Raw genomic sequence first — 23,071 nt, 5'->3', positions numbered from 1 at the left:
GGTTCCTTACGGTGCGGGGCAGGGATCCGCCGGGGCGTTGCTGCAGGTCAGGCGAACGATGGTGAGGCCGCCGTTCGGCACGCCGGGGCCGATCTTGAACGCGTCCTCGAGGGAGACGAACTGGGTGAAATGCCCTTGGAGGCCGGTCGTCGCCCAGCGGGCGCTTCCGGTGGGCAGGATCTTCGTGTTGTAGATGGAGCTCACTCCGGAGCACATGCCACCCTGCGAGCCGGAAGGATTCTTCCGCCAGCCGTCCAGCACGAACGCGGCGAACTTCTCGATGTGGTACGTGGTGCCATTGCCGCTGCCCGCGGACTGGTCGTACACCGGCACGAGGATCGTCTTGCAGAGGAAGCTGTCCAGCTTCGTCGCATCGCAGCCGGTGTCATTGCTCCCCCATTGCCCCGTGGCGATCGCGTTCCACGGAACGCCGTTGACGGAGACGTAGGTGTTGCAGTTCTTGGGTGCGGTGGTGTCCTTGATCCAGCCGAAACCGCCCGGCCCGCCGGCGCCGCAGGAGGTGTGGTTGACGTCGTCGATGACGACCTCCTGCCCGCTCGTGAACCGCGCGGCGGTCACCTCGCAGGTGCCGATCACGAACGGGATGACGGGGCCGTAGGTCGGCACGCCCCACTCGGCGGTCGCGACGGCGCCGACGTCAGATGAGGCGAATCCGAACATCGCCGCCAATGGGTGCGCCATGTCGGGAGTCTCGGTCGCCACCGTCACCGTGCTGGTCGTGAATCCCTTGATGGCGGTGGTGGCCCCGCCATCGGCCATGTTGCCGTCGCCCCGGCCGTCGGCGGCCGCGAGCGCGCCCGCCTTCTGCGTCGCGGTCGCGCAGTCGCCATTGGTCGAGCAGTGCTTCGCCGCGGCCAGCGCGCCGGCATCTGCGGCGTTCTGCAGCTGGGCCCGCTCCGCGTACATCGCGCCGACGTCGACGGCGACGCCCGCGAATCCGACCAGGACCGTGAGCATGACACCGACCATGACGGCGGATGCGCCGCGCTCGTCGCTGCGCAGCCTCGTGATCAACCGCCGCATATCGTTTCTCCAGTTCCGAAGAGATCGGGGCCGAGGATCGCGTCGAAGAAGCCGGTGAGCGAGGGCATGTCGATCTCGGCCACGGCTTCGACGCGCGAGGGGCTCGCCCCGCAGAGATCGGTGAGCGTGACGCCGCCGGCGGACCAGTCGATGGACGGCGCCATCCCCTCGCCGTACGATTCCGCCGCCGTCTTCAGCGAGGTTCGTGCGGTTGCGGTGGTCGCGTCGTGCTCGTTCACCGCGTAGTACCTCGCGGCCTCGCGGGCGGCATTCGCGAGCGAGACCTGCTGGTTGAAGATCCAGCCGAAGTCGATGATGCCGAGCAGCAGGGTGATGAGCGGAATCGCGACGAAGGCGAACTCCACGGCTGCTGCGCCCCGATCGTCGCGCGCACGCGACTGCCGAATCCAACGCATCATGAGTGTTGACACCTCGTACCTGGGGTCATCGGCTGCCGGCACGTCGGGCCGGAAGCCGGGCGGGAGCGTCGACCGAGGGCCTCGACGTGCCGGACCGCACACGGGCGGGATCCGGCGGGATGGGCCTCACAGGTCGGACGGAACGTTGTGGTCCACGTGGCTCCCGGTGATCGGGAGCCACGTGGGACGACGCCTGGTCAGGGGATGACCGTGGGGATCTTGCCGCCCACGGCGTCGAACAGGAGGTCGAGGTTCGTGCCGATGAGCGCCACGGCCGTGATGATCACGGCGGCGATCAGGCCGACCATGAGGCCGTACTCGACCGCGGTCGCGCCCTCTTCCTCGTCGCGGATGGAGGTGACGTATGCGTTGAGACGCGTGATTGCCTTGAGCATGTGAGAAACACATCCTTCGGGTTTCAAGGTGTTGGTTCCTCCTGGTAGGAGGAGGAATGGAGCTGGGATCGGCAGTGCTCGATCCGGGTGATCCGCCGCATCGGCGTCGACGTCATCGTCGAGCCGGTGCGAGCGGGTGGGGTTCCGCGCTTGCGCGGCCCGTGCATGGCCGGGCCGCGCGCTCGCGCCGACGGCGGCCTACGGGATGGCGACGGGGATCTTGCCCCCGACGGCGTCGAACAGCTTGTCGAGGTTCGTACCGATCAGCGCCACTGCGGTGATGATCACGGCGGCGATGAGGCCGACCATGAGGCCGTACTCGACGGCGGTCGCGCCGTCCTCCGCACGGAGGGAGTTGATGCGAGCGTGGACGCGGGTGAATGCCTTCAGCATGATGAATCCTTCGGGTTCGGGGGGTTGCTGTGACCGCCTGGGTGAGCGGTGAACTGAAGGTAGCTGTGCGTATGCATGGAAAGAATGCCCCCCTTCGGGGGCAGCATGCGCCGCCCGAGCGAGAACCCACCCGGATCGGCAGATTCATGCGGCAGAGACGACGGTTCCGTGCCTCACTCTGGGGGTATCGCGTGTACCCCGCGATGGGGTACGCCGTACCCCGAAATCGGGGGACGATCTGTACCCCGATCCGAGAACGGACGGACCTCTCCGTTCCGGAAATTCAGGCCACGGACCCGACGAGCACCACCGCGATCAGCGCTCCCGCGAGCATCGACGGCCCGAACGGGATCGACCCGCGCAGCGTCACCCGTTTCAGCGCCAGCGCCACCAGTGCGATCACTCCCCCGACGACGAAGGCCGCGAGCAGGCCCACGAGCCACGCCGACAGGCCGAACCAGCCGAGCAGCAGCCCGATCACGAGCGCGAGCTTCACATCACCCATGCCCATCGAGGCGGGCGAGATGAGCGCCAGCACGAAGTACACGGCGAACATCGCCGCAGAGCCCGCCAGGGCCCACACGAGCGGCATCCAGGCGCCGGTCGCCCACGTCGCCGGCACGAGCAGCACCGCGACGGCGCCGAGCGCCGGGAAGATCACGGCGTTCGGCAGGCGCTTCTCGGCGAGGTCGACGATCGACAGCACGGTCGCGCACGCGGCGAAGGCGAGGAGCGCCGGCAGCGTCCACGAGAGCCCGAACCGAAGGGCGAGCACGCCGAAGACGGCAGCGGTGGTGATCGCGGCGGCGAGGCGGACAGTGCGCCGCGGCATCCGCTCGCCCTTCATCGACCGTTCGGCCCAGGTCGCGAGCGGCCACCAGCCGAGCGCGAAGCCGAGCAGCACGGCGACGATCGTCACGACGAGGCTCGACCATGCGAAGGGCATGGTGAGCAGCGTAGTGGCACGACCGCCGCGAAGCGGCCTGCAGCGGGGCGGCTAGGCCTCGGCGCGCGAGATGTCGACCATCTCGCCGCGGGGCACGACCTTCACGCGAACGCGCCCCTCGGCGGAACCGAGCGCCTGCTCGTGCTCGTCGAGCCGGTGCCAGCCGTCGAGGTCGGTCCAGCGGATGCCGCGCGACTCGAGCATCTCGACGACCGACTCCTCCGACGGGGACTCGGGGTGCCACCAGTTGCCGAGGTCGTTGATGAGGTGCTTGATGGTCTCCATCGCGTCGGACTTGGTGTGCCCGATGAGCCCCACCGGCCCGCGCTTGATCCAGCCGGTCGCGTAGACGCCGTACATCTGGCGCGCCTCGCCCGTCTCCTTGTCGCGGATCAGCACCTGTCCCTCGTGGTTCGGAATCACGCCGAACTTCTTGTCGAAGGGGATGCCGGGAAGCGGCGAGCCGAAGTACCCGACGGCGCGGTAGACGGCCTGCACGGGCAGTTCCCGGATCTCGCCGGTGCCGACCACGCCGCCTTCGCCGTCGGGGGCGGTGCGCTCCCAGCGGATCGCGCCGACCCGGCCCTCGCCGTCGTCGACGAGCTCGAGCGGCTTGGCGAAGAAGTGCAGGTGCAGTCGACGCGAGGCCTCGCCGGTCTCGCGCTGGCGCCACTGGTTCAGCACCTTGTCGATGACGAAGACCTGCTTGTTGCCCGAGACCGCCGCGCGTGCGGCGTCGTCGTAGTCGAAGTCCTCGTCGTAGAGGATCATGTCGACGTCGCGCAGCTCGCCGAGTTCACGCAGTTCGAGCGGCGTGAACTTCACCGAGGTCGGGCCGCGACGGCCGAACACGTGCACGTCGGTGACGGGCGAGGCCGCGAGGCCGGCGGCGACGTTCGAGGGGATCTCGGTCGACATGAGGTCTTCGACGTGCTTGGCCAGGATGCGCGCCACGTCGAGCGCGACGTTGCCGTTGCCGATGACCGCGACCTGTTCCGCGTCGAGCGGCCACGTGCGCGGGAAGTCGGGGTGCCCGTCGAACCAGCTGACGAATTCGGCGGCGCCGTAGGAGCCCTCGAGCTCGGCACCGGGAATGTTCAGCGAGGCGTCCTTCACGGCACCGGTCGCGAAGATGACGGCGTTGTAGTGCTTCTTCAGGTCGTCGAGCGTGATGTCCTCACCGAACTTCACGTTGCCGAAGATCCGGATGTCGCCGCGGTCGAGCACCTCGCGGAGCGCCGTGATGATGCCCTTGATGCGCGGGTGGTCGGGCGCGACGCCGTAGCGCACGAGCCCGTATGGCGCAGGCAGGTGATCGAAGAGGTCGATCGAGACGTCGAAGTTGCGTTCCGCCTTCAGCAGGATGTCGGCGGCGTAGATGCCGGCGGGGCCTGCCCCGACGATCGCCAGTCTCAGCTTGTTCCTCGTCACGTGCGTGGTCTCTCCATCAGCTCTCGCGCTCGACGACCGTCTCTGCGAATCGTGTGAGTGCTTTCTTCACACTGCCCTCGGGCAGCGGCGCGAGGGCGGCGACCGCCTCGCGCGCCCAACGGTGGGCCTCAGCGAGCGTAGCGCGCGTAGCTTCGTGTTCCCGAAGTTCGGCGATGATCGCGTCGACGCTCTCCTTCGACGGCACGATGCGCGAGGCCATGGTGTTCGTGTCGATCGGATCTTCGGCGGCGGCGGCCGGGCCGGTGGCGATGACCACGTCGCGTTCGATGCGCTCGAGCAGGGCAGCGGATGCCGCGTCGCTGCGCGCGTGCTCGACGAGCCGCAGCATCGGCAGCGTCACGACCCCGGCACGCAGGTCGGTGCCGGGCACCTTGCCGGTCTCGGCCGGCTGCGGCGAGAGGTCGATGACGTCGTCGACGAGCTGGAAGGCCACGCCGATCTTCTCGCCGAACTCGATGATGGGTGCCTCGAAGCCCGGGTCGGCGCCCGAGAAGATGATGCCCGACTGCGCGGCGGCCGCGATGAGCGAGCCGGTCTTGTCGGCGAGCACCTGGATGTAGTGCTCGATGGGGTCGTCGCCGGGCTGCGGGCCGACGGTCTCGTGCAGCTGGCCGAGCACGAGCCGCTCGAAGGTTCGCGCCTGCATGCGGATCGCGCCCTCGCCGAGGCCGGCCATGAGCTGGCTGGCGCGGGCGAAGAGCAGGTCGCCGGTGAGGATGGCGACGGAGTTGCCCCACACCGCCTGCGCGCTCGGCACGCCCCGGCGCCGGTCGGCGTCGTCCATGACGTCGTCGTGGTACAGGCTCGCGAGGTGCGTGATCTCGATGGCCTCCGCCGCGGTGACCACGTCGTCGGTCACGCCGGCGCCGAGCTGGGCGGTGAGCAGCGTCAGCATGGGGCGCACGCGCTTGCCGCCCGCCTGGAGCAGGTAGCGGGTCGAGACGTCGGCGACGGTGTCGGCGAACCGCACCTCGTCGAGGAGGCCCTCCTCGACGCGATCGAGCCCCGCGTCGATCGCCCTCGCCATGGCCTTGTCGGCCGAGGTCGCGAAGACGCGCTCGCTGAGCCCGAGATTGGCGGCGAGCGATGAGCCTCGACGGGCGACCGGGTGACTCGGTTTCACGCTCACTAGCCTATCGGGGTCGATCTGCACCGACGCGCGACGGCCGCGGCGAACCGGAGGCGGGCCGATCGCCGCTCAGGCGAGTGCGCTCAGCGAGTGCGCTTAGCGAGCGTGCTCAGGCGAGCGGCTTGGTCGCGCGGTGCAGCGCGACGACGCCGAGGGTGAGGTTGCGCCACGCGACATCCGTGTAGCCAGCCTCGCGGATCCACGCGGCGAGGGTGCGCTGGTCGGGCCATGCGTTGATCGACTCGTTGAGGTAGTCGTAGGCCGTGTCGTTCGAGCTCGAGAGCTTCACGAGCGGCGGCATGACGTAGCGCTGGTAGACGCCGTAGCCGGTGCGCACGAGCGGCGCGGGCGGCGTCGAGAACTCGCAGATCACGAGGCGGCCGCCGGGCTTGGTCACGCGGAAGAACTCGGCGAGCGCCTGCTTGGGCTCGTTGACGTTGCGCAGGCCGAACGAGATCGTGACGGCGTCGAACTCGTCGTCGCCGAAGGGCAGCTTCGTGGCGTCGGCCTCGACGAACACGAGGTTCTGCACGCCGGCCTGGCGCTTGCGGCCGACCTCGATCATGCCGGGCGAGAAGTCGGCGGCGACGACGGACGCCCCCGACTTGGCGAGGCTCGCGCTCGAGGTGCCGGTGCCGGCGGCGACGTCGAGGATGCGCTGACCCGGCTTCGGATCGACGGCACGCGTCGTGGCGACGCGCCAGAGCGGGGCGTTGCCCACCGAGAGCACGGTGTTGGTGCGGTCGTAGCTTGCGGCGACGCGATCGAACATCGCCGACACCTGGTCGGGCTGCTTGCCGAGATCTGCGCGGGTCATCCCTCGATCCTACGGCGCGCAGCCGGGCGTAGGCTGGGGCGGTGAGTCAGACGGATGGCGCGGCGCGGGCCGCGGATGCTCGGCTCGTCGTTCGCACCGTGGCCGTCGATGAGACCGAGCCGCTGATCCCGCGCGCCGATCCGCGCCATCCGCTCGTGTGGATGCGTCGCGGCGAGGGCATCGTGGGACTCGGCGAGGTCGTCCGCATCGAGACGACCGGCCCGACGCGGGTCGAAGACGCCGCAGCCGCATGGACCTCGCTCGCCGCCCTCGCCGAGGTCGACGATCGCGTCGGCCTGCCCGGCACCGGGCTCGTCGCGTTCGGTGCGTTCGCCTTCGCCGACGAGTCCGAGGCGACGAGCGTGCTCATCGTGCCCGAGCTCGTGATGGGCCGCCGCGACGGCCGCGCCTGGGTCACGCGCATCTCGCTCGACCCGGTCGGCGAGGCGGCGGATGCCTCCGGCTCCGCCGACGCCGCCGAGCTCGAGGCCGTGCTCCCCGTGCCGGCGCCGAAGCGACAGGTGCCGCGCGTGGCATTCACGCCGGGCTCGCTGCCGCCCGAGGCATATGAGACCGCCGTCGCCGAGGCCGTGCGCCGCATCGACGCGGGCGAACTCGAGAAGGTCGTGCTCGCGCGCCAGCTCGTGGGCGAACTGCATGAAGACGCCGGGCTCCGGGCCACGATCAACCGGCTCGCCGAGGACTATCCCGACACGTGGGTCTTCGCCGTCGACGGGCTCATCGGCGCGAGCCCCGAGACGCTCGTGCGCGTCGACCACGGCACCGTCTCGGCGCGCGTGCTCGCGGGCACGGCCTCGCGCGGCGCCGGCGAGGCCTCCGACCGCGAGCGGGCGCTCGCCCTCGCGGCGTCCGAGAAGGATCGCGCCGAGCACGCCCTCGCCGTCGAGAGCGCGGTGAAGCGGCTCGCCCCGCACACGGCCCGGCTCGACACGAGCCCCGAGCCCTTCACCCTGCAGCTGCCGAACCTCTGGCACCTCGCCACCGACCTCAAGGGCACGCTCGGCGACGGCTCGAGCTCGCTCGACCTCGTGCGGGCCGTGCACCCGACGGCCGCCGTCGCTGGCACCCCGCGACGCATCGCGCTGCCCGCGATCGCCGAGCTCGAGGGCTTCGACCGCGGCCGCTACGCCGGCCCCGTCGGCTGGATCGACGGCGGCGGCGACGGCGAGTGGGCGATCGCGCTGCGCTGCGCGCAGGTCGACGGCGATGGCACCGTCACGGCATATGCCGGTTGCGGCATCGTGCACGACTCCGTGCCCGCCGACGAGCTCGCGGAGACCGTGATGAAGTTCCGCCCCATCGTCGAGGCCTTCGGCGGCTGAGCCGCGAGCGCTGCCTGAGCCGCGTCAGCTCGCCGCGAGCCGCCGCTGCTGCTCTGCGACGTCGTAGTCGGCCTTCGGCCACTCGAGCTGCATGGCCTCGAGCGCGTCGATCAGCAGGTGCTGCACCGCGAGCCGTGCGTACCACTTGCGGTCGGCGGGCACGACGAACCACGGGGCATCCGCCGTCGCCGTTCGTTCGAAGACGAGCTGGTAGGCCGCCGCGTAGTCGTCCCAGAGCAGTCGCTCGTCGACGTCGCCGGGGTTGAACTTCCAGTGCTTGTCGGGGCGAGCGAGCCGCTCGGTGAGCCGGGCCTTCTGCTCGTCGCGCGAGATGTGCAGCATGACCTTGATGATCGTCGTGCCGGTGGCGGCGAGCTCTGCCTCGAACTCGTTGATCGCCTCGTAGCGTCGCTCGATCTCGTCGGGCGAGGCGAGCGAGCGCACCCGGCCGATGAGCACGTCTTCGTAGTGCGAGCGGTCGAAGACGCCGATGATGCCGGCACCCGGCACCTGCTTGTGGATGCGCCAGAGGAAGTCGTGCTCGAGCTCCTCCGCGGTCGGCTTCTTGAATGCCGCGAGCTGCACGCCCTGCGGGTCGACGGCCCCCATGACGTGCTTGACGATGCCGCCCTTGCCCGCCGTGTCCATCGCCTGCAGCACGAGCAGGATGCGACGCTCGTCGCCGCCCATGCGGCTCATGGCGAAGAGCTGCTCCTGCAGCTGGGCGAGGATCTCGGCGCCCTCGGCGAGCGCCTCCTGGCCCGCGGCCTTGTCGCCGTCGAAGCCCGGGTTCGCACGCGTTCCGGTCTTCGACAGCTCGAAGCCCTCGCCCACCCGCAGCAGGTCGGCGGGGTCGGCGGTCCAATACGTCTCGCGGGTCATGCGTCCATCCTGCCGAGCGAGCGGATGCCGCGGCAAGGGTCAGCGCGGAAGCGGGACCTCGAGGATCGAGGGTCCGTCGACCCGGGTGCCGAGCGCATCATGCAGTTCGGCGCGAGTGCTCGCGCGCGTGTACGCCCAGCCGTAGGCGGTCGCGAGCGCCGCGAGATCGACGTGCTGCGGCGTGAACTGCACCCGGTCGAAGGCATCGGCGGGGGCGGATGCCGCGACCTCGAGCGAATCGAAGATGGTGCCGCCGCCGTCGTTGCCGACGATGAGCTGCACCCGCGGGCGATGCTCGCCCGCGCCGAGGAGCAGGGACCCGACATCGTGCAGCAGGGTGAGGTCGCCGATGACGGCGCGGGTCACGCCGCCCCGCGCCGCGGTGGTCGGGGCGGGCTGCGCCTGCGCCGCGGCATCCGGCTCGCCGGACGTGCCCGTCGGCCGGCCCGCTCGGCCCGACGACTCCCCCGGAAGCTCCGCCTGGCTCGCGATCGCGACGCCGACCGCGGTCGCGACCGTGCCGTCGATGCCCGCGAGCCCGCGATTGGCGTGCACCGGGATGCGGCGACCGGGCACCGCGCGGTCGGCATCGCGGATGAGTCGCGACGCCCCGAAGAGGAGCCGGTCGTGCGGCCAGGTCGCCGACCAGACGGCGTCGACGAGCATGCGCCGGGTCACGGGCGCCCGCATCGCGGCGAGCTGCGCCTTCATGTACTCGCGCTGCGCCTCGAAGTCGGAGACGTGGCCGGTCTCGTCGATGCCGTCGCGCTGCAGGGGTGCCGTCGGCAGCCCAGCCTCGACGAGCATGCGGCTCGCTCGCACCCAGCGACCGGTCCAGGCCCGCTCGTCGGCGGACTGCGGGTGCGGTTCGGTGTGCACGGCGCGTTCGAACCGGGCGACGCGGCGCCCCGGGTTGAACCACTCGATGCCCCAGGGGGCCACGACGATCGTCTCGACGCCGTCGCGCTGCACGAGCGCCGGCACCTCGCGCGAGAGCGTCGGGTGGCCGAAGACCACGACCCGCTCGACCTCGTCGCCGAAGCCCGGCTCGCGGAGGAGCTCACGGTAGGCGACCACGAGGTTCGGCCCGTAGTGGGCGCCGCTCGAGACCTCGGCGATGAGCGGCCAGCCGCCGTCGCGGGCGAACTCCTCGGCGCCGGGGCCGGCTCCGGCGCCCGCCACGACGATCGTGCGCGGGCCGGCGGCGATGAGCGCGGGTGCCGTCGCCGCATCGGCCGTCGCCCGTGAGAGCGCCGGGCCCGCGTGCATCGCGGCGGCGGCGACCGCTGCAGAGGCCAGCACGGGTGAATCGGCGGGGATCGCCGCGGACAGCGGCTCCCGCAGTTGCAGGTTCAGGTGCACCGGTCCGGGGCCCGGGTGCGGCACGGGCCGCCCGTCGGCATCGCGGCCGAGCGCTGCGGCGACTGCATCGCGAGCGAGGCGCGCCGCGGCATCCGCGTCACCGGCCGCCCCGTCGGGAGCGGCGACGTCGCGTTCGAGCCGCACCGCGCCGGCGAAGATGCCGGGCTGCATGGTCGTCTGGTTCGAGCGGATGCCTCGGAGCTCGGCCGGCCGGTCGGCCGAGAGCACGATCAGCGGCACGCCCGAGTGATGCGCCTCGAGCACCGCGGGGTGCAGGTTCGCGACCGCCGTGCCCGAGGTCGTGATGATCGGCACGGGCCGACCCGACTCGACCGCGAGGCCCACGGCGAGGAACGCGGCGCCGCGTTCGTCGATGCGCACGTGCAGTCGCACGGCGCCGGCGCGTTCGAGCTCCGCTGCGGCGAGCGCCAGTGCCTGCGAACGCGAGCCGGGAGCGACGACGAGGTCGACGACCCCCTCGCGAACGAACGCCGCGAGCAGCGCCAGCGCGGCATCGCTCGCAGGACTCGCTGAGGGTCGGCGGTCGGGCTCAGCCATTCGGGCGGCCGGACGGGCCGGACTCACCCGGTGTCTCGGGGGTGTCGGGTCGTTTGCGCTCGGTACCGGCGGTGCCGTCGGGCTGCGCGCCGTCGCCGGGCGCGGCGTCGCGGTCGAGTTCGGCGAGTTCCTGCTCCATGCGCCGGATCCGCTCGTCCTGCTCGGCCTCGGTGCCGAGTCGACGCAGGAAGTCGGCGTCGTCGTCGGGAGCCACGGTGCGAGAGCGCCCGCTCGACGAGCGCCCGGCACGACCTCGCCCGATGATGAACCAGAGCAGGCCGCCGATGATCGGCACGAAGAGGATCACGACGATCCACCAGCCGCGACTCAGCCCCCTGACCCGCGAACGGTCGAAGAAGGCGCAGTCGGCCACGGCGTAGATGGAGAAGACCACCGCGGCCACGATCAGCACCACGTACAACCGCACCATGGCCCCAGTCTAGGCGTGTGCGCGAGGTTCCCGGCTGTGAGTGCGCTCAGCCGCGCCGACCTAGACTGATCGGGTGAAATCCGTGCCCGTCTGGATCTGGTACACCGCGCTGCGGGTGCTGCTGTTCGCCGTTCCGCTCGCGGTGCTCCTCATCGCCGGCGTCAACGTCTGGGTCTCCGCCGCGATCGCCGCGCTGTTCGGCTTGAGCGCGTCGCTCATCTTCCTGCGCCGGGCGCGCGACGCGATGTCGAGCGACCTCTACGCGGTCCGCCATCGCGAGAAGCCGGTCGTGAACGAGGACGACGAGGTCGAAGACGCCGCGATCGAACGCGGCGCCGACGAGCGCTGACCCGAACCGACCCGCGCTGACCGCGGCGCGCTCCCCTCTGGGCGCGACGCCCCATCCGATCAGAGCGCGAACGCCAGCCCGAGCCCGATGCCGTAGACGAGGGCCGTGAGGCTCGCGAGCTGCAGGGCGATGATCAGCTCGCGCGGAGACTTCGCCGTGAGCACGATCAGGCAGGCCGGCAGGGCCGCGAGCAGTCCGAACATGACGAGCCACGCCGTCGGGTAGAACAGGGCGAAGAACACGGCGATGGCGAACGGCACGAGCATGAAGACCGCGAAGAGGATGCGTCCCGCGAGGGGGCCGACGAGCACGGCGAGCGTTCGCTTGCCCGCGACCTTGTCTTGCGCGACGTCGCGCAGGTTGTTGGCCATGAGCACCGCGCAGGCGATGAGTCCCACGCCGACGCCGCCGACCCAGGCCTCGAAGTTGACGGTGAGCGCCTGCACGAACGCGGAACCGGCCGTCGCGATGAGCCCGAAGAAGACGAACACGAAGAGCTCGCCGAGGCCGTAGTAGCCGTAGGGGTGCTTGCCGCCCGTGTAGAACCAGGCGGCGACGATCGCGACCGCACCGACGGCGAGCAGCCACCACTGCCCGGTCACGATCGTGAGCGCGAGGCCGGCGATCGCCGCGAGCGCGAAGAAGCTGAGCGCGACGGCGAGCACCTGCTTGGGCCGCGCGATGCCGGAGCCGGTCAGTCGCGCCGGTCCGACGCGGTGCTCATCGGTGCCGCGCACCCCGTCGGAGTAGTCGTTGGCGTAGTTGACGCCGATCTGCAGCGCGAGCGCGACGACGAGGGCGAGCAGGGCCCGCGCAGGGTGCCACGGCCCGTCGGGGATCGCGACGATGCCCGCGCCCGTGCCGAGGGCGACCGGCGCGATGGCGAGGGGCAGCGTGCGCAGCCGCGCCCCCGACACCCAGTCGGCCGCCGTCGCGCGGTCGCGCGCACCGGGATTCGCGGTGTCGCCGACGCCGCGGGCGGCCTTCGAGGGATTCCCGCTGCGCCCGGGCGTGCGGGACTTCGCCGCGAGATCGGAGGCGGGGTTCAGACGTTGGGGTTTCGGGCGGGCCACACGATCATGCTAGTTCGCGCACCTCGGCGCCGGCCCGGTGCCGGCTCGGTGCCGGCTCGGTGCCGGCTCGGTGCCGCCCTACTGCGCCGACTCGGCGAGCAGCTGCGCGACGCGTCGACGGTCGGGCTTGCCCGAGGCGAGCTGGGGCAGCACCTCGACTCGCAGCAGCCGCACTGGTCGTGCCGCCGGCACGAGCCCCGCTGCATCCGTCACCGCTGCAAGCTCTGCGAGGGTCGCGGATGCCGCGGCTCCCGTCACCGCGACCGCCGGCCGTCGACCCCACTCGGCGTCGTCGACCGCGACGACCACCGCTTCGGCGAGGCCGGGAACGGCCTGGATCGCGCGCTCGACCTCGCCGAGCGCGACCTTGACGCCGCCCGAGATGATGACGTCGTCGGCGCGTCCCGAGATGCGGAGCCTCCCGTCGGAGGCGAGGTCCCCGAGGTCTCCCGTGCGATACCAGCGCGTGCCCCGCCGATCGGTCGAGAAGGTCGCGGCGGTCCGCTCGGGTGCGCCGAGGTACCCCTCGGCGAGCATCGGCCCCGAGAGCTCGACGAGGCCGTCGACGATGCGGACCCCGACGCCGTCGAGCGGGCGACCGTCGTAGACGCATCCGCCGGCGGTCTCGCTCGAGCCGTAGGTGCGGATGATCCGCACGCCGAGCTCGTCGGCCCTGGCCGCGAGCTCGGGGGCGAGCGCCTGTCCGCCCACGAGCACGGCGTCGTAGCCGCGGAGCGCCGCAGCCACGAACGCGTCCCGCTCTGCGCGGTCGACGATGCGGGCGAGCTGCACCGGCACGAGCGAGGTGTAGCGCGGTGCGTCCGCACCGAGTCTGGCGGATGCCGCGGCGAACCCTTCCGCGGTGAACGGCCCGTCGCCCGCGAGCACGGGCGAGCCGCCGCCGAGGATCGACCGCACGAGCACCTGCACGCCCGCGATGTAGTGCCCCGGCAGCGCGAGCACCCAGCGCCCGGGGCCGTCGAGCCGGTCGGCCGTGGCGTCGGCGCTCGCGATCAGCGCCTCGGCCGAGAGCATCACCCGCTTCGGGGCATCCGTCGACCCGCTCGTCTCGATGACGACGGCGACGTCGTCGGGCACCGTGGTCGGGATCGGACGGCTCGCATCGGGCTCGGGCCCGGCGTGGCCGTCGGTGCCGGTGGGAACCGGCCAGACGGCGTCGCCCCCTGCGAGCGCGACGCGGAGCGCCTCGGTCAGTTCCGCGACCTCGGCTGCTCGAACCCGTCTGAGCGGTTTCACGGGCGCCGTCGATTCCGCCTGAACCGGAATGCGGTAACCGGCATCAGTAGTGCCACGGGTACGGGCCCCAGTCGGGGTCGCGCTTCTCGAGGAAGGCGTCTCGCCCCTCGACGGCCTCGTCGGTGCCGTAGGCCAAGCGCGTCGCCTCGCCCGCGAACACCTGCTGGCCGACCATGCCGTCGTCGACCGCGTTGAAGGCGAACTTCAGCATGCGCACCGCGGTGGGCGATTTCGTGAGGATCGTGCGGGCCATGGCGATCGCCTCGCGCTCGAGCTCGGCGTGCGGCACGACCCGGTTCACGGCGCCCATCTCGTAGGCGCGCTCGGCCGAGTACTCCTCGGCGAGGAAGAACACCTCGCGCGCGAACTTCTGGCCGATCTGCCTGGCGAAGTACGCCGAACCGTATCCGGCGTCGAAGCTGCCGACGTCGGCATCCGTCTGCTTGAAGCGCCCGTGCTCGCGGCTCGCGATCGTGAGGTCGCAGACGACGTGCAGGGAGTGGCCGCCGCCGGCCGCCCAGCCGGGAACGACCGCGATGACGACCTTCGGCATGAAGCGGATGAGCCGCTGCACCTCGAGGATGTGGAGGCGCCCGACCGCGGCGTGACCGTGCGGGTCGGCGGTGCCGCCTGCGCCGTCGACGATCGCCGTCTCGGCGTCGGAGTACTTGTAGCCGTCGCGCCCGCGGATGCGCTGGTCGCCGCCCGAGCAGAACGCCCAGCCGCCGTCCTTGGTGCTCGGGCCGTTGCCGGTCAGCAGCACCACGCCGATGCGCGGGTTCGTACGCGCGTCCTCGAGGGCGCGGTAGAGCTCGTCGACCGTGTGCGGGCGGAAGGCGTTGCGCACCTCGGGCCGGTCGAACGCGATGCGCGCGATGCGGCCGTCGTTCGAGTGGTGGTAGGTGATGTCGGTGAACCCGGCCGCGGCCGCCGCGTCGGTCCACTCGCTCGCATCGAACAGTTCAGACACCTCGGCGCTCATGCCCCAAGCCTATTCCGCGCGGATCGGAGCGCGGCCGGCGGCGATCACGCGAAGCGCGGTCGCGAGGCTCGCGCCGAGCAGCACGACCCCCGACCCGAAGCCCGAGACGAACTCGACGAGCACCGCGTCGTGCGTCGTGACGGCAATGACGAGCCCGATGATGCCGAGCGGAACCATGACGGCGCCGATCACGAGCAGCTCGCGCTGCCCCGGGATCCACCAGAGGGTGAACGCGAGGAAGTGCACGCCCACGACGAGGGCGATCCAGCCGACGTTCGCCGCCGGCTCGACCCGATTGAGGAACGCGAGCCCGCCGAACAGCAGTGCTGCCTCGATCACGACGATCACCCAGAACGCTGCGCGGGAACGCGGAAGGTCCTGCGCGGGCGGGCGCTGCCCGCGCCGGATCGTCGCGATGAAGCCGATGAGGATGACGACCGCTGCGAGCACCGCGAGCACGCTCGCGATGAGCTGGCCGGGCTGGCCGAGCAACCCGCTGTTGCGGATCACGAAGACGGCACCGAAGGATGCCCCGATCAGGTGCCCAACATAGATCCCACTCGCCTGCGACGTCATCCGACCGACGTTAGCGTCATCGGGCGCGCCCTGCTCGGCCGGTCCTGTCGCCGATGCGTCAGAGGCCGAGCATCGCCCCGCCGTAGCTCGTGACGACGACCACGATCGTGATGACCGCCGCGGTGATCGGGATGAGCGCCGCGATCACGAGCAGCACTCCTCCGACGCCGATGAGCACGTTCTTCGCGACCGGCTCCTCGGGGACTTCGACGCCCTCGATGCCGAGTTGCTGCAGTCCGTCCATGTGCACCCCCTGTGGGCGTTCACCCTACCCTCCAGAGGTTCACCCCGACAGTCCGCGGTCTCTGCAGTCCGGGGTGCGAGACTGGGCACATGCTGCCCGAGCCGAACGAACTGCTCGCCACGGCCAGAGTCGTGGCCCTCCCCCTCGTGACGCGCTTCCGCGGCATCGACGTGCGAGAGGCCGTGCTCTTCGAGGGGCCCGAAGGCTGGACCGAGTTCTCGCCGTTCGTCGAGTACGACGACGACGAGGCATCCGCCTGGCTGGCCGCCGCGATCGACTACGGCTGGACGACCCCGCCGCCGGCGCTCCGCGACCGCATCCCGGTCAACGCGACCGTGCCGGCGGTCGACCCCGACAGCGTCGCCGCCGTGCTCGCGCGATTCCCCGGATGCCGTACGGCGAAAGTGAAGGTCGCGAGCCCCGACCAGACGCTCGCGCAGGACGTCGCCCGCGTGCGCGCCGTGCGCGAGGCGCTCGGCCCCGAGGGTCGCATCCGCGTCGACGCCAACGCCGGGTGGAACGTCGACGAGGCCGAGCACGCGATCCACGCGTTCGCGCCGTTCGACCTCGAGTACGTCGAGCAGCCCTGCCCGAGCGTCGACGAGCTCGCCGAGATCCGTCGCCGCACGAAGTACATGGGCGTGCCGATCGCGGCCGACGAGAGCGTGCGTCGCGCCGACGACCCGCTCGCCGTGGCGGAGGCGGGCGCGGCCGACCTGCTCGTGATCAAGGCGCAGCCGCTCGGTGGCATCCGTCGCGCGCTCGAGCTGATCGGCCGAACGGGCCTGCCCGTCGTCGTCTCGAGCGCCCTCGACACGAGCATCGGCCTCGCGATGGGGGCGCAGCTCGCGGCATCCGTGCCGGTGCTCGACTACGACTGCGGGCTCGGCACCGCCTCGCTCCTGGCGGCGGATGTCACGCGGGCGCCGCTCATCCCCGAGAACGGGTCGATCCCGGTCGGCCGGGTGCTGCCCGACCCCGCGCTGCTCGACCGCTACGCCGCATCGCCCGAGCGCACCGAGTGGTGGTTCGAGCGCATCGTGCGCTGCCACGCGGCGCTCGCCTGAGCCCACGGACTGACGGCAGGTCCATTCACCGACGCTCGGATCGGCTCGCCCCAGCGCACCGTCGCCCAGGCCCGGCGCCTCCGAGAGATCGCGATCATCGTTAGGCCGCCCGCGCGATCTCGAGGAGGGCGGCCGAGGCGTGTTCAGTCAACGTGAGACTCCGCACGGTTCGAGGGCAGCGACGCGCCTCGGCCATCCGCGAGCTCCCGGCGTGCGTTCTCGATCGGCTCTCGCAGGCGCACGGCGAGCTCTCTCGCCACCCGCTGATCCGCGTCATTCAACGGCCCCCAGGGGAGGCGGCCCGGGCCCGAGTCCGGGCCGAGCTCGTTCATGAGTTGCCGCACGAATCCGAGCCCGCCGTGACGTCCCGCCGCTGCCGCGACCTCACGGAATGGCGCATGCAACGAGAAGGCGGCCCTCGTGTCACCGGAGCTGAACGCGCGTGCCACCTGAATGCCGATGGGTGCGAGCCCGTTGTACAGGCTGCCGATCACGCCATCGGCGCCGAATGCCATACCCGCCGGCAGGAGCTCGTCGCGACCGAAGAAGACTCGCACGTGCGGCGCGGTGAGTCGCACCCGGTCAAACTCCATCAGATCCTCGTCGGTGAACTTGACCGCCTGCAGCGTCGGGATCTTGTCGATGGCGCTGGCCATCACATCGCTTGGGCGGTGGCTCGAGCCCGTCATGCTCGGAATGTGGTAGAAGCAGAACGGAGTCGCGGGTGCTGCTGCCGCAACATCAGCGAGAAACGAGACGATGCGGTCGATCGATGACGTCTCGCCGTAGAAGGGAGCGATGGCGGCGATGAGATCGGCCCCGTTGGATTCGGCATGCGCGGCCAACTGCTGCGCCTGGGCCAGTTCAGTGTGACCGACCTGCACGCCGATCTCCAGGCCCTCGTGCCGAACGTCACGCCACTCCTCGACGATCGCCTTCCGCTCATCGGACGACAGGGACGCAAACTCACCGGTGGTGCCGGTGACGAAGGCGCCGACGACGCCGTCGTTCGTGAGCTTCTGGGCCTGGAATCGAACGGGAGCAAGATCGAGCCGGCCGTACTCGTCGAACGGGGTGATGGTTGCTGCCCAGAAATCGAGAGTGGCGGCCATGGCGTACCTTTCGTTGCGTCTATTGGAGGGGATGTTCGACTCTCGAGCGTGCCCGCGATGTCGGTGAACGAAGCGGCGCGACGACAGCCATGCGGATCGGGACACAGCTCAGTACCCCTCGATGCCCTTCGGCCAGTGCAGCTCGATGCCCGCCGAGACGAGCTCCCGTTGGAACTCTTCGCGGACGGCGACCGAGCCGAGCACGGCGTGCGGCTCCGAGCCGCGCATCACCCCGACGGCCGCGAGATGACCGGCGACCTCGCCGATGTTCCATTCGACGGGATGCAGGCGGTAGCAGCCGTTGGTGATGTGGGTCGTGCCGATGTTCTTGCCGGCCGGGATGAGGTTTCGCATGCGCCGGGGCACGAGCGCGCCGAGCGGGATCTCGAACGGCTCCGCCGGCACGTCGAGGTAGTTGTCGCCGCCGGTCGTGGGATGCAGGTCGATGCGATACATGCCGATGCCCACGCTCTCGTCGTATCGCCGGGCACCTCCTGCGCCGCGCGCTGCGCGCGAGACATCCTGCTCGACGATCGTCGTCATCGCCCGGATCCGACGGCTCTCGCGAATGTATGGGGCTTGCGCGAGCCCGTCGGCCGAACCGGTGACATCGCCGCGGAGGCGCAGACCCGGGTGGCCGACGCCGCCGTCTGCTCGCGGCGCCTCGGTCTGAAGCCAGTAGAAGAACGATCGACTGAGCGAGCGCGCGGCGGCCAGGTTGCGTTCGGCCTCTTCGGCGGGAACGTCGATGACGGATGCCTCGAAGTAGTCGATGCTCGGCCAGTTGACGAGCGTGATGTCGCTCGCGAACCGACCCGGCGCGAAGAGATCGCGCGCGAGGATCCGACGGAAGCTCCACAGGTTGTGATCACCGGGGTTCTTGCTCTGATCGGCCTCGACGGCGTACGGGTCGTCACCCGGATTCGGTTCGAAGACCCTGGTGCCGGTCTCGAGCGTCCGCGGGTTCGGCGCGGTGAAACTGAGCAGCGGCGCACCCCAGAAGTCAGGCTGGAGGCCGCGCCAATGGTCGTAGTCCACGGGGCGGTCGATGGTGTGATCGCCGTCGACGTGATCCATGGCGAAGCAGACGCTGATCGCCTGCATGTTCTGCGGCTGTGCATGATGGGGAGCCGACGGCTCTCCGGTCTCCGACTGGGCCTCGAATCCGGTGATGTACTCCGTCGTCGTGATCGGGAGGAGTTCGCCGGTCTCGGTGGCGTCGACGAAGTACGGCGCGAGCAGAGTCGTTCGTGCGCCGCTCGTGAGGTGCTCGACAGTGACTGCGCGCACATGGTCTCCGTCGACATCGGCACTCACCGGCCGGCAGTTCCGCAGGATCGTCAATGCGCCGCTCGACCGCCACGGCGCCAGCCGTTCCTCGATCGCGGCGACCGCCATGCGCGGCTCATGGCAGAGCTTGCTCACCCAGCCGGCGCCGGGGTTCAGGGCAGACAGCGCCAGTGCTCGATCCGTGAGGGGATAGGCCCTGCGGTAGCCGTCGCGGATCGAGGAGCGGAGAGCGCGGTAGCTGCGCGTCGCGCCGAACTCCTCGATCCAGGGGTGCTCGTCAGGCGGCACCGCTTGCGACGTGAGTTGGCCACCCAGCCAGTCGAATTCCTCGGTGAGCACCACTGTCGCCCCCCGCTCCAACGCGGCGAGCGCGGCGGCGACACCCCCCAGCCCGCCGCCGATGATGACGACGTCAGCGACGATTTCCTGCGCGACCATGCGTTGTTCTCCTTCGGGTGCCGAGTGCCGGTGGTGATCTCCGCGACTCGGGCTGGACTAATTCAAATCAATTGAAATATAGTGGCACGTGCAGTGGCCGACAACCCTCGCTCGACATCACGACCGACGACCGCACAGACTCGCAGAGAGGCGATACAGGTGGACTTCCGACCCGGAGCACGCGCGAACGGCGCGAGCCGGTTTCTCGCAGATGAGGCGTACGCGACCTATCCGCACTGCAACGGCTATTACGACCACGGCCGTCGCCTCGTCGTGGGTCGTGCAGGCGACGGCACTCCCCGTCTCTTCGGCATCGCCGTCGACGACCCCACCGATGACGCACCCGAACTCCTGCTCGACCTCGGCGCGCTCATCGGCGGGGCCGGTACCGACGTCGCGGCGCAGGATCCACCGATGGGCGCAACCGCGTGGTTCGATGTCGCCCTCGACGCTCAAGTGCTCGCCGCCGCCTGGGCGGAGCGCGTCGTCGTCCGCGATCTCGCCGATGCGGCATCCGTGCCCGCCGTCGTCTACGTCAGCCCTGCCGATTGGTCGCTCGACGGCCTCGTCAGCATCAGCGCCGATGGCGCGCGCCTCATCGTCAACGAAACCCGCGGCGTGGTGCGCCGCATCGTCGAGGTGCGACTCGTCGACGGCGCCGCGCACGAACTCCTTCGCCTCGACTGGTGGGCGAATCACTCGCATCTCTGCCCCGCCGACGAAGACTGGATCGGCTTCGCACACGAGGGCTCGGCAACGACGGTCCACGACCGGGTCTGGGGCTGGCACCCCGAGCACGCCCCTGATGGCCGAGCCCTCGTCGCCCAGCACGAGATCGTCGACGCCGCGGCGGCGGGATCCCCCGCGGCATCCGTGGCGCTCGGACACGAACGCTGGATGTTCCACGAGCCCGGTGCGATCGTCGTCGCCTACGGCGACAGCCCGGTCGGCCCGCGCGGCGTCCACCTCGTGCCCGTCGACGGGCGCCCGGTGCGATTGCTCAGCGCCGGAGACCGCGACTGGCACTGCGGCATCAGCCGTGACGGGACCCATGTCGTGGTCGACACCACCGGCCCCGAGGGCGCTCCCGGTCGCGGTTGGCAGGATGCCGGCGAGCGCAGCTCGATCGTGCTGATCGACGTCGCCGACGGCACGCGCACCGTGCTCGACGAAACGAGCTTCGAGCCGCACCCGTTCCACCCGCATCCCTCATTCACCCCCGACGGGCGCGGCATCGTCTACAACCGCGTCGAGCGCGACGCCGACGGAGCCGTCACCCGGCGCGGCGTCGCAATCGTCGCCGTGCCCACCGAAACCGCAGGAGATCACCGATGACGCACGAGCCCCACGACCACCCGAGCTCGGTTGCAGCGGGAGACATGATCGACGTCCTCGTCGTCGGCGGCGGGCCGGCCGGCACGGTCGCCGCGATCCAGGCGGCCCGCGCCGGCGCACGAACCGTGCTGGTCGAGAAGAACGGCTCGCTCGGCGGGACGACCACCTCGGCCGGCATCAACTTCCCCGGCCTCTTCCATGCGTGGGGCGGGCAGGTCATCGCGGGCATCGGCTGGGACCTGGTGAGCGACACGGTTCGCCTCGCGGGCGAGCAACTCCCCGACTTCAGCCGAGTCGACTTGCCGCATTGGCGACTCCAGATCCGGGTGAACGTGCCGCTGTACACCGCAGTGCTCAGCGAGGCGGTGCACGCCGCCGGCGTCGACCTCCATCTGCACACGATGCTCGCCGAACTCTCCTGGTCGGGCTCCCACTGGGACGTCACGCTCTGCGGCAAAGACGGTCTCGAGCATGTCCGCGCGTCGCGCGTCGTCGATTGCTCGGGCGACGCCGACGCCGTGGGCCTCGCGGGACTCGCCCGGCATCGCAACGAGGCGCGCCAGCCCGGCACCCTCGCGGTGCTCTTCGGCGGCTACGACGTCGAGCGACTCGACTACCGCCTGCTCGATGAGGCATATGATCGCGCCATCGCGGATGGGAGCATCCGTGCCGCGGATTTCGGCGCCTCGGGGCACGTGCTCGAGCCGTTCCTGCGCAAGCACGGCGAGAACGCGATCCACCTGCCGGGAATCGACGGTTCGACGAGCGCGGGGCGCACCGCCGCGGAGATCGACGCGCGCGCGGCGCTCCTGCGCATCTACCGCTTCCTCAAGCCGCTCCCGGGTCTCGAGGGACTGACCGTGACGTACGGCGCGATCGAGGCCGGAGTACGCGAGTCGATGACAATCGAGGGCGTCCGGCGCCTCACCGGTGCCGAGTACCTCAGCGGACGGGTCTGGGACGATGCCGTCTGCTACAGCTACTACCCCATCGACATCCATCGCCCCGATGGCGACGGCATCGCGAAGACCTACCTCGAACGGGGCAGGGTGGCGACGATCCCGCTCTCGACCATGCTGCCACGGGAGAACCGCAACATCATCGTGGCGGGGCGCTGCATCTCGGGCGACCAGGAGGCGAACTCCGCCTCACGGGTGCAGGCGACCGCCATGGCGACGGGACAGGCTGCGGGAGCGGCCGCAGCGTTGGCCGCTCGGCTCGGCGTCGCCATCGACGAGGTCCCGCGGAGCGCGCTGCGCGAACTGCTCAGCAGCAACGGGGCGATCGTTCCCGAGGTCGAGACGAGGGGCGCCATGGATGCCCCGTCGCGGGTGCCGGCGTGACGGACCACGCCGGCCGGCTCCTCCTGACCTTCGACGACCGTCACGTCGACGGTTGGGTCGACGCACTGCCGCTGCTCGATGCAGTCGATGCTCGCGCCACGTTCTTCGTGGTCGAGGCCGATCTGCTCGACGCCACGGAACAGGCGGGCATCGAGCGACTGCTCGCTGACGGGCACACGGTCGGCTCGCATGGCGCTCGCCACCGGAACGCCGACGACGCGATCTCCGAGCTCGGTGCCGACAGGTACCTCGACCTCGAGATCCGCCCGAGCATCGAGGCGCTCGCGGCCCTCGGCGCATCGGCCCGCCATTTCGCCTGCCCGAACTCCCGGCGAGACGCGACGAGCGATGGCGTGCTGCTCGAGGTCTTCGATCGGGTGCGCGGAGGCGGGCCGCGCACCGCCGATGCGGCACTGGCACGAACGGCGATCATCGCTCCCGGAGACGACACCCGCCGACGCGTGCACCCCGGCCGCGGGTGCGACACCGGTCGTGGTGCCGTACCCCACCCAGACGATCACTCCGTGCTGAGCGCGCTGCTGCGGGACCTCGCCGACCAGGGCGGCTCCCTCACGCTGTACGCCCACGAGATCGCCGAGGCGGGTGCCGGCAACCACCTTCACCCCGACCGCCTAGCGCAGATCCTCCACGAGGCCGCCGGCCTCGGGCTCGATCTGATCGGATGGGACGAACTGCCGGTCGCTCGAGATGCGGCCACCATCGGGCATCCGCCCGCCCTTCGACGCCCGGGCGGAGCGGACCGCCCGGGCAGACCCGACCGCTCCGACCGCGCAAACCGCACCACCAGAACGACGACCAGCACGAATCGATGAGG

General features: G+C 70.9%; 24 protein-coding genes. 6 read left to right on the top strand and 18 right to left on the bottom strand.

Annotation, left to right across the window (positions count from 1 at the left end; translation table 11 throughout):
- Positions 1-6: 6 nt before the first annotated feature.
- From ACFTQE_RS03630 to ACFTQE_RS03595, 8 genes are all read right to left on the bottom strand, one after another.
- On the bottom strand, positions 7-1,035 hold the full coding sequence (locus ACFTQE_RS03630) for a pilus assembly protein TadG-related protein (RefSeq protein ID WP_376923775.1): 1,029 nt from the start codon (positions 1,033-1,035) through the stop codon (positions 7-9).
- Complete coding sequence (locus tag ACFTQE_RS03625) at positions 1,032-1,463, bottom strand: TadE/TadG family type IV pilus assembly protein (RefSeq protein ID WP_376923774.1); 432 nt, start codon at positions 1,461-1,463, stop codon at positions 1,032-1,034. Before ACFTQE_RS03625 ends, ACFTQE_RS03630 begins: the two co-directional genes overlap by 4 nt.
- A 197-nt stretch (positions 1,464-1,660) precedes the next feature.
- Positions 1,661-1,858 (bottom strand): Flp family type IVb pilin, encoded by a 198-nt coding sequence (locus ACFTQE_RS03620; protein ID WP_376923773.1) that lies wholly within the window; start codon positions 1,856-1,858, stop codon positions 1,661-1,663.
- Positions 1,859-2,056: 198 nt separating this feature from the next.
- A complete protein-coding gene (locus ACFTQE_RS03615) occupies positions 2,057-2,251 on the bottom strand; it encodes a Flp family type IVb pilin (protein ID WP_376923772.1) in 195 nt (64 codons plus the stop codon).
- Positions 2,252-2,534: 283 nt separating this feature from the next.
- Positions 2,535-3,197 carry a prepilin peptidase gene (locus tag ACFTQE_RS03610; protein WP_376923771.1) on the bottom strand — a complete coding sequence of 221 codons (663 nt, stop codon included), beginning with the start codon at positions 3,195-3,197 and terminating at the stop codon, positions 2,535-2,537.
- A gap of 51 nt (positions 3,198-3,248) precedes the next feature.
- Positions 3,249-4,628, bottom strand: a complete 1,380-nt coding sequence (locus tag ACFTQE_RS03605) for an FAD-dependent oxidoreductase (protein ID WP_376923770.1) — start codon at positions 4,626-4,628, stop codon at positions 3,249-3,251.
- A 16-nt stretch (positions 4,629-4,644) separates the two neighbouring features.
- On the bottom strand, positions 4,645-5,772 hold the full coding sequence (locus tag ACFTQE_RS03600; protein WP_376923769.1) for a polyprenyl synthetase family protein: 1,128 nt from the start codon (positions 5,770-5,772) through the stop codon (positions 4,645-4,647).
- 115 nt (positions 5,773-5,887) lie between these two features.
- Positions 5,888-6,595, bottom strand: a complete 708-nt coding sequence (locus tag ACFTQE_RS03595) for a class I SAM-dependent methyltransferase (protein ID WP_376923768.1) — start codon at positions 6,593-6,595, stop codon at positions 5,888-5,890.
- A gap of 41 nt (positions 6,596-6,636) precedes the next feature.
- Here ACFTQE_RS03595 and ACFTQE_RS03590 point away from each other — a divergent pair, with 41 nt between their 5' ends.
- Positions 6,637-7,938: an isochorismate synthase MenF gene (locus tag ACFTQE_RS03590; RefSeq protein WP_376923767.1), complete on the top strand. Its 1,302-nt coding sequence runs from the start codon at positions 6,637-6,639 to the stop codon at positions 7,936-7,938.
- A gap of 24 nt (positions 7,939-7,962) precedes the next feature.
- On the opposite strand, the gene ACFTQE_RS03585 is transcribed toward ACFTQE_RS03590, so the two are convergent.
- Genes ACFTQE_RS03585 through ACFTQE_RS03575 form a run of 3 tightly spaced genes read right to left on the bottom strand, consistent with a single transcriptional unit; the run spans position 7,963 to position 11,170 of the window.
- Positions 7,963-8,820, bottom strand: a complete 858-nt coding sequence (locus ACFTQE_RS03585; protein WP_376923766.1) for a polyphosphate kinase 2 family protein — start codon at positions 8,818-8,820, stop codon at positions 7,963-7,965.
- A gap of 39 nt (positions 8,821-8,859) precedes the next feature.
- Complete coding sequence (gene menD, locus ACFTQE_RS03580; RefSeq protein WP_376923765.1) at positions 8,860-10,740, bottom strand: 2-succinyl-5-enolpyruvyl-6-hydroxy-3-cyclohexene-1-carboxylic-acid synthase; 1,881 nt, start codon at positions 10,738-10,740, stop codon at positions 8,860-8,862.
- Positions 10,733-11,170 (bottom strand): PLD nuclease N-terminal domain-containing protein, encoded by a 438-nt coding sequence (locus ACFTQE_RS03575; protein ID WP_376923764.1) that lies wholly within the window; start codon positions 11,168-11,170, stop codon positions 10,733-10,735. Before ACFTQE_RS03575 ends, menD begins: the two co-directional genes overlap by 8 nt.
- Before the next feature lie 73 nt (positions 11,171-11,243).
- On the opposite strand from ACFTQE_RS03575, the gene ACFTQE_RS03570 reads away from it, so the two are divergent.
- Positions 11,244-11,519: a DUF4229 domain-containing protein gene (locus tag ACFTQE_RS03570; protein ID WP_376923763.1), complete on the top strand. Its 276-nt coding sequence runs from the start codon at positions 11,244-11,246 to the stop codon at positions 11,517-11,519.
- Positions 11,520-11,578: 59 nt separating this feature from the next.
- Here ACFTQE_RS03570 and ACFTQE_RS03565 read toward each other — a convergent pair whose 3' ends face one another.
- The 5 genes from ACFTQE_RS03565 to ACFTQE_RS03545 all read right to left on the bottom strand — a co-directional run bounded on the left by ACFTQE_RS03565 (position 11,579) and on the right by ACFTQE_RS03545 (position 15,651).
- Entirely contained in the window at positions 11,579-12,592 is a 1,014-nt protein-coding gene (locus ACFTQE_RS03565; RefSeq protein ID WP_376923762.1) for a 1,4-dihydroxy-2-naphthoate polyprenyltransferase, read from the bottom strand.
- Between the two features lie 78 nt (positions 12,593-12,670).
- A complete protein-coding gene (locus ACFTQE_RS03560; RefSeq protein WP_376923761.1) occupies positions 12,671-13,849 on the bottom strand; it encodes an AMP-binding protein in 1,179 nt (392 codons plus the stop codon).
- 43 nt (positions 13,850-13,892) lie between these two features.
- Positions 13,893-14,831, bottom strand: coding sequence for a 1,4-dihydroxy-2-naphthoyl-CoA synthase (locus ACFTQE_RS03555; RefSeq protein WP_376923760.1), 939 nt, complete (start codon positions 14,829-14,831; stop codon positions 13,893-13,895).
- A 9-nt stretch (positions 14,832-14,840) separates the two neighbouring features.
- On the bottom strand, positions 14,841-15,407 hold the full coding sequence (locus ACFTQE_RS03550; protein WP_376923759.1) for a hypothetical protein: 567 nt from the start codon (positions 15,405-15,407) through the stop codon (positions 14,841-14,843).
- A 58-nt stretch (positions 15,408-15,465) separates the two neighbouring features.
- A complete protein-coding gene (locus ACFTQE_RS03545) occupies positions 15,466-15,651 on the bottom strand; it encodes a hypothetical protein (RefSeq protein ID WP_375837703.1) in 186 nt (61 codons plus the stop codon).
- Between the two features lie 89 nt (positions 15,652-15,740).
- Here ACFTQE_RS03545 and ACFTQE_RS03540 point away from each other — a divergent pair, with 89 nt between their 5' ends.
- Positions 15,741-16,718 carry an o-succinylbenzoate synthase gene (locus tag ACFTQE_RS03540; protein WP_376923758.1) on the top strand — a complete coding sequence of 326 codons (978 nt, stop codon included), beginning with the start codon at positions 15,741-15,743 and terminating at the stop codon, positions 16,716-16,718.
- Positions 16,719-16,861: 143 nt separating this feature from the next.
- Here the strand turns inward: ACFTQE_RS03540 and ACFTQE_RS03535 are convergent, their stop codons facing one another.
- Together ACFTQE_RS03535 and ACFTQE_RS03530 are read right to left on the bottom strand one after the other, a co-directional pair.
- The gene (locus ACFTQE_RS03535; RefSeq protein ID WP_376923757.1) at positions 16,862-17,830 is read right to left on the bottom strand and encodes a dihydrodipicolinate synthase family protein; all 969 of its coding nucleotides are present in this window, start codon (positions 17,828-17,830) and stop codon (positions 16,862-16,864) included.
- Between the two features lie 108 nt (positions 17,831-17,938).
- Entirely contained in the window at positions 17,939-19,558 is a 1,620-nt protein-coding gene (locus tag ACFTQE_RS03530) for an FAD-dependent oxidoreductase (RefSeq protein ID WP_376923756.1), read from the bottom strand.
- Between the two features lie 159 nt (positions 19,559-19,717).
- Here ACFTQE_RS03530 and ACFTQE_RS03525 point away from each other — a divergent pair, with 159 nt between their 5' ends.
- The 3 genes from ACFTQE_RS03525 to ACFTQE_RS03515 are packed head-to-tail and all read left to right on the top strand — an operon-like array spanning position 19,718 to position 23,069.
- Complete coding sequence (locus ACFTQE_RS03525) at positions 19,718-20,893, top strand: hypothetical protein (protein WP_376923755.1); 1,176 nt, start codon at positions 19,718-19,720, stop codon at positions 20,891-20,893.
- Positions 20,890-22,236: an FAD-dependent oxidoreductase gene (locus ACFTQE_RS03520; RefSeq protein WP_376923754.1), complete on the top strand. Its 1,347-nt coding sequence runs from the start codon at positions 20,890-20,892 to the stop codon at positions 22,234-22,236. Before ACFTQE_RS03525 ends, ACFTQE_RS03520 begins: the two co-directional genes overlap by 4 nt.
- Entirely contained in the window at positions 22,233-23,069 is an 837-nt protein-coding gene (locus ACFTQE_RS03515) for a polysaccharide deacetylase family protein (protein ID WP_376923753.1), read from the top strand. The genes ACFTQE_RS03520 and ACFTQE_RS03515 overlap by 4 nt, the downstream gene beginning before the upstream one ends.
- Positions 23,070-23,071: the final 2 nt, after the last annotated feature.

Origin of the sequence: Agromyces sp. NPDC056965 (genome assembly GCF_042673425.1) — a bacterium.
Classification (GTDB): domain Bacteria; phylum Actinomycetota; class Actinomycetes; order Actinomycetales; family Microbacteriaceae; genus Agromyces.
The sequence above is the reverse complement of the archived record's forward strand: the minus strand, read 5'-3'. Positions and strand labels throughout refer to the sequence as shown.

What these genes read in the sequence shown, in the direction of transcription:
- ACFTQE_RS03625 (WP_376923774.1), bottom strand. Translation starts at nt 1,463, where the DNA reads ATGATGCGTTGGATTCGGCAGTCGCGTGCGCGCGACGATCGGGGCGCA.
- ACFTQE_RS03620 (WP_376923773.1), bottom strand. Translation starts at nt 1,858, where the DNA reads ATGCTCAAGGCAATCACGCGTCTCAACGCATACGTCACCTCCATCCGC.
- ACFTQE_RS03615 (WP_376923772.1), bottom strand. Translation starts at nt 2,251, where the DNA reads ATGCTGAAGGCATTCACCCGCGTCCACGCTCGCATCAACTCCCTCCGT.
- ACFTQE_RS03610 (WP_376923771.1), bottom strand. Translation starts at nt 3,197, where the DNA reads ATGCCCTTCGCATGGTCGAGCCTCGTCGTGACGATCGTCGCCGTGCTG.
- ACFTQE_RS03595 (WP_376923768.1), bottom strand. Translation starts at nt 6,595, where the DNA reads ATGACCCGCGCAGATCTCGGCAAGCAGCCCGACCAGGTGTCGGCGATG.
- ACFTQE_RS03585 (WP_376923766.1), bottom strand. Translation starts at nt 8,820, where the DNA reads ATGACCCGCGAGACGTATTGGACCGCCGACCCCGCCGACCTGCTGCGG.
- menD (WP_376923765.1), bottom strand. Translation starts at nt 10,740, where the DNA reads ATGGCTGAGCCCGACCGCCGACCCTCAGCGAGTCCTGCGAGCGATGCC.
- ACFTQE_RS03575 (WP_376923764.1), bottom strand. Translation starts at nt 11,170, where the DNA reads ATGGTGCGGTTGTACGTGGTGCTGATCGTGGCCGCGGTGGTCTTCTCC.
- ACFTQE_RS03555 (WP_376923760.1), bottom strand. Translation starts at nt 14,831, where the DNA reads ATGAGCGCCGAGGTGTCTGAACTGTTCGATGCGAGCGAGTGGACCGAC.
- ACFTQE_RS03550 (WP_376923759.1), bottom strand. Translation starts at nt 15,407, where the DNA reads ATGACGTCGCAGGCGAGTGGGATCTATGTTGGGCACCTGATCGGGGCA.
- ACFTQE_RS03545 (WP_375837703.1), bottom strand. Translation starts at nt 15,651, where the DNA reads ATGGACGGACTGCAGCAACTCGGCATCGAGGGCGTCGAAGTCCCCGAG.
- ACFTQE_RS03540 (WP_376923758.1), top strand. Translation starts at nt 15,741, where the DNA reads ATGCTGCCCGAGCCGAACGAACTGCTCGCCACGGCCAGAGTCGTGGCC.
- ACFTQE_RS03535 (WP_376923757.1), bottom strand. Translation starts at nt 17,830, where the DNA reads ATGGCCGCCACTCTCGATTTCTGGGCAGCAACCATCACCCCGTTCGAC.
- ACFTQE_RS03530 (WP_376923756.1), bottom strand. Translation starts at nt 19,558, where the DNA reads ATGGTCGCGCAGGAAATCGTCGCTGACGTCGTCATCATCGGCGGCGGG.
- ACFTQE_RS03520 (WP_376923754.1), top strand. Translation starts at nt 20,890, where the DNA reads ATGACGCACGAGCCCCACGACCACCCGAGCTCGGTTGCAGCGGGAGAC.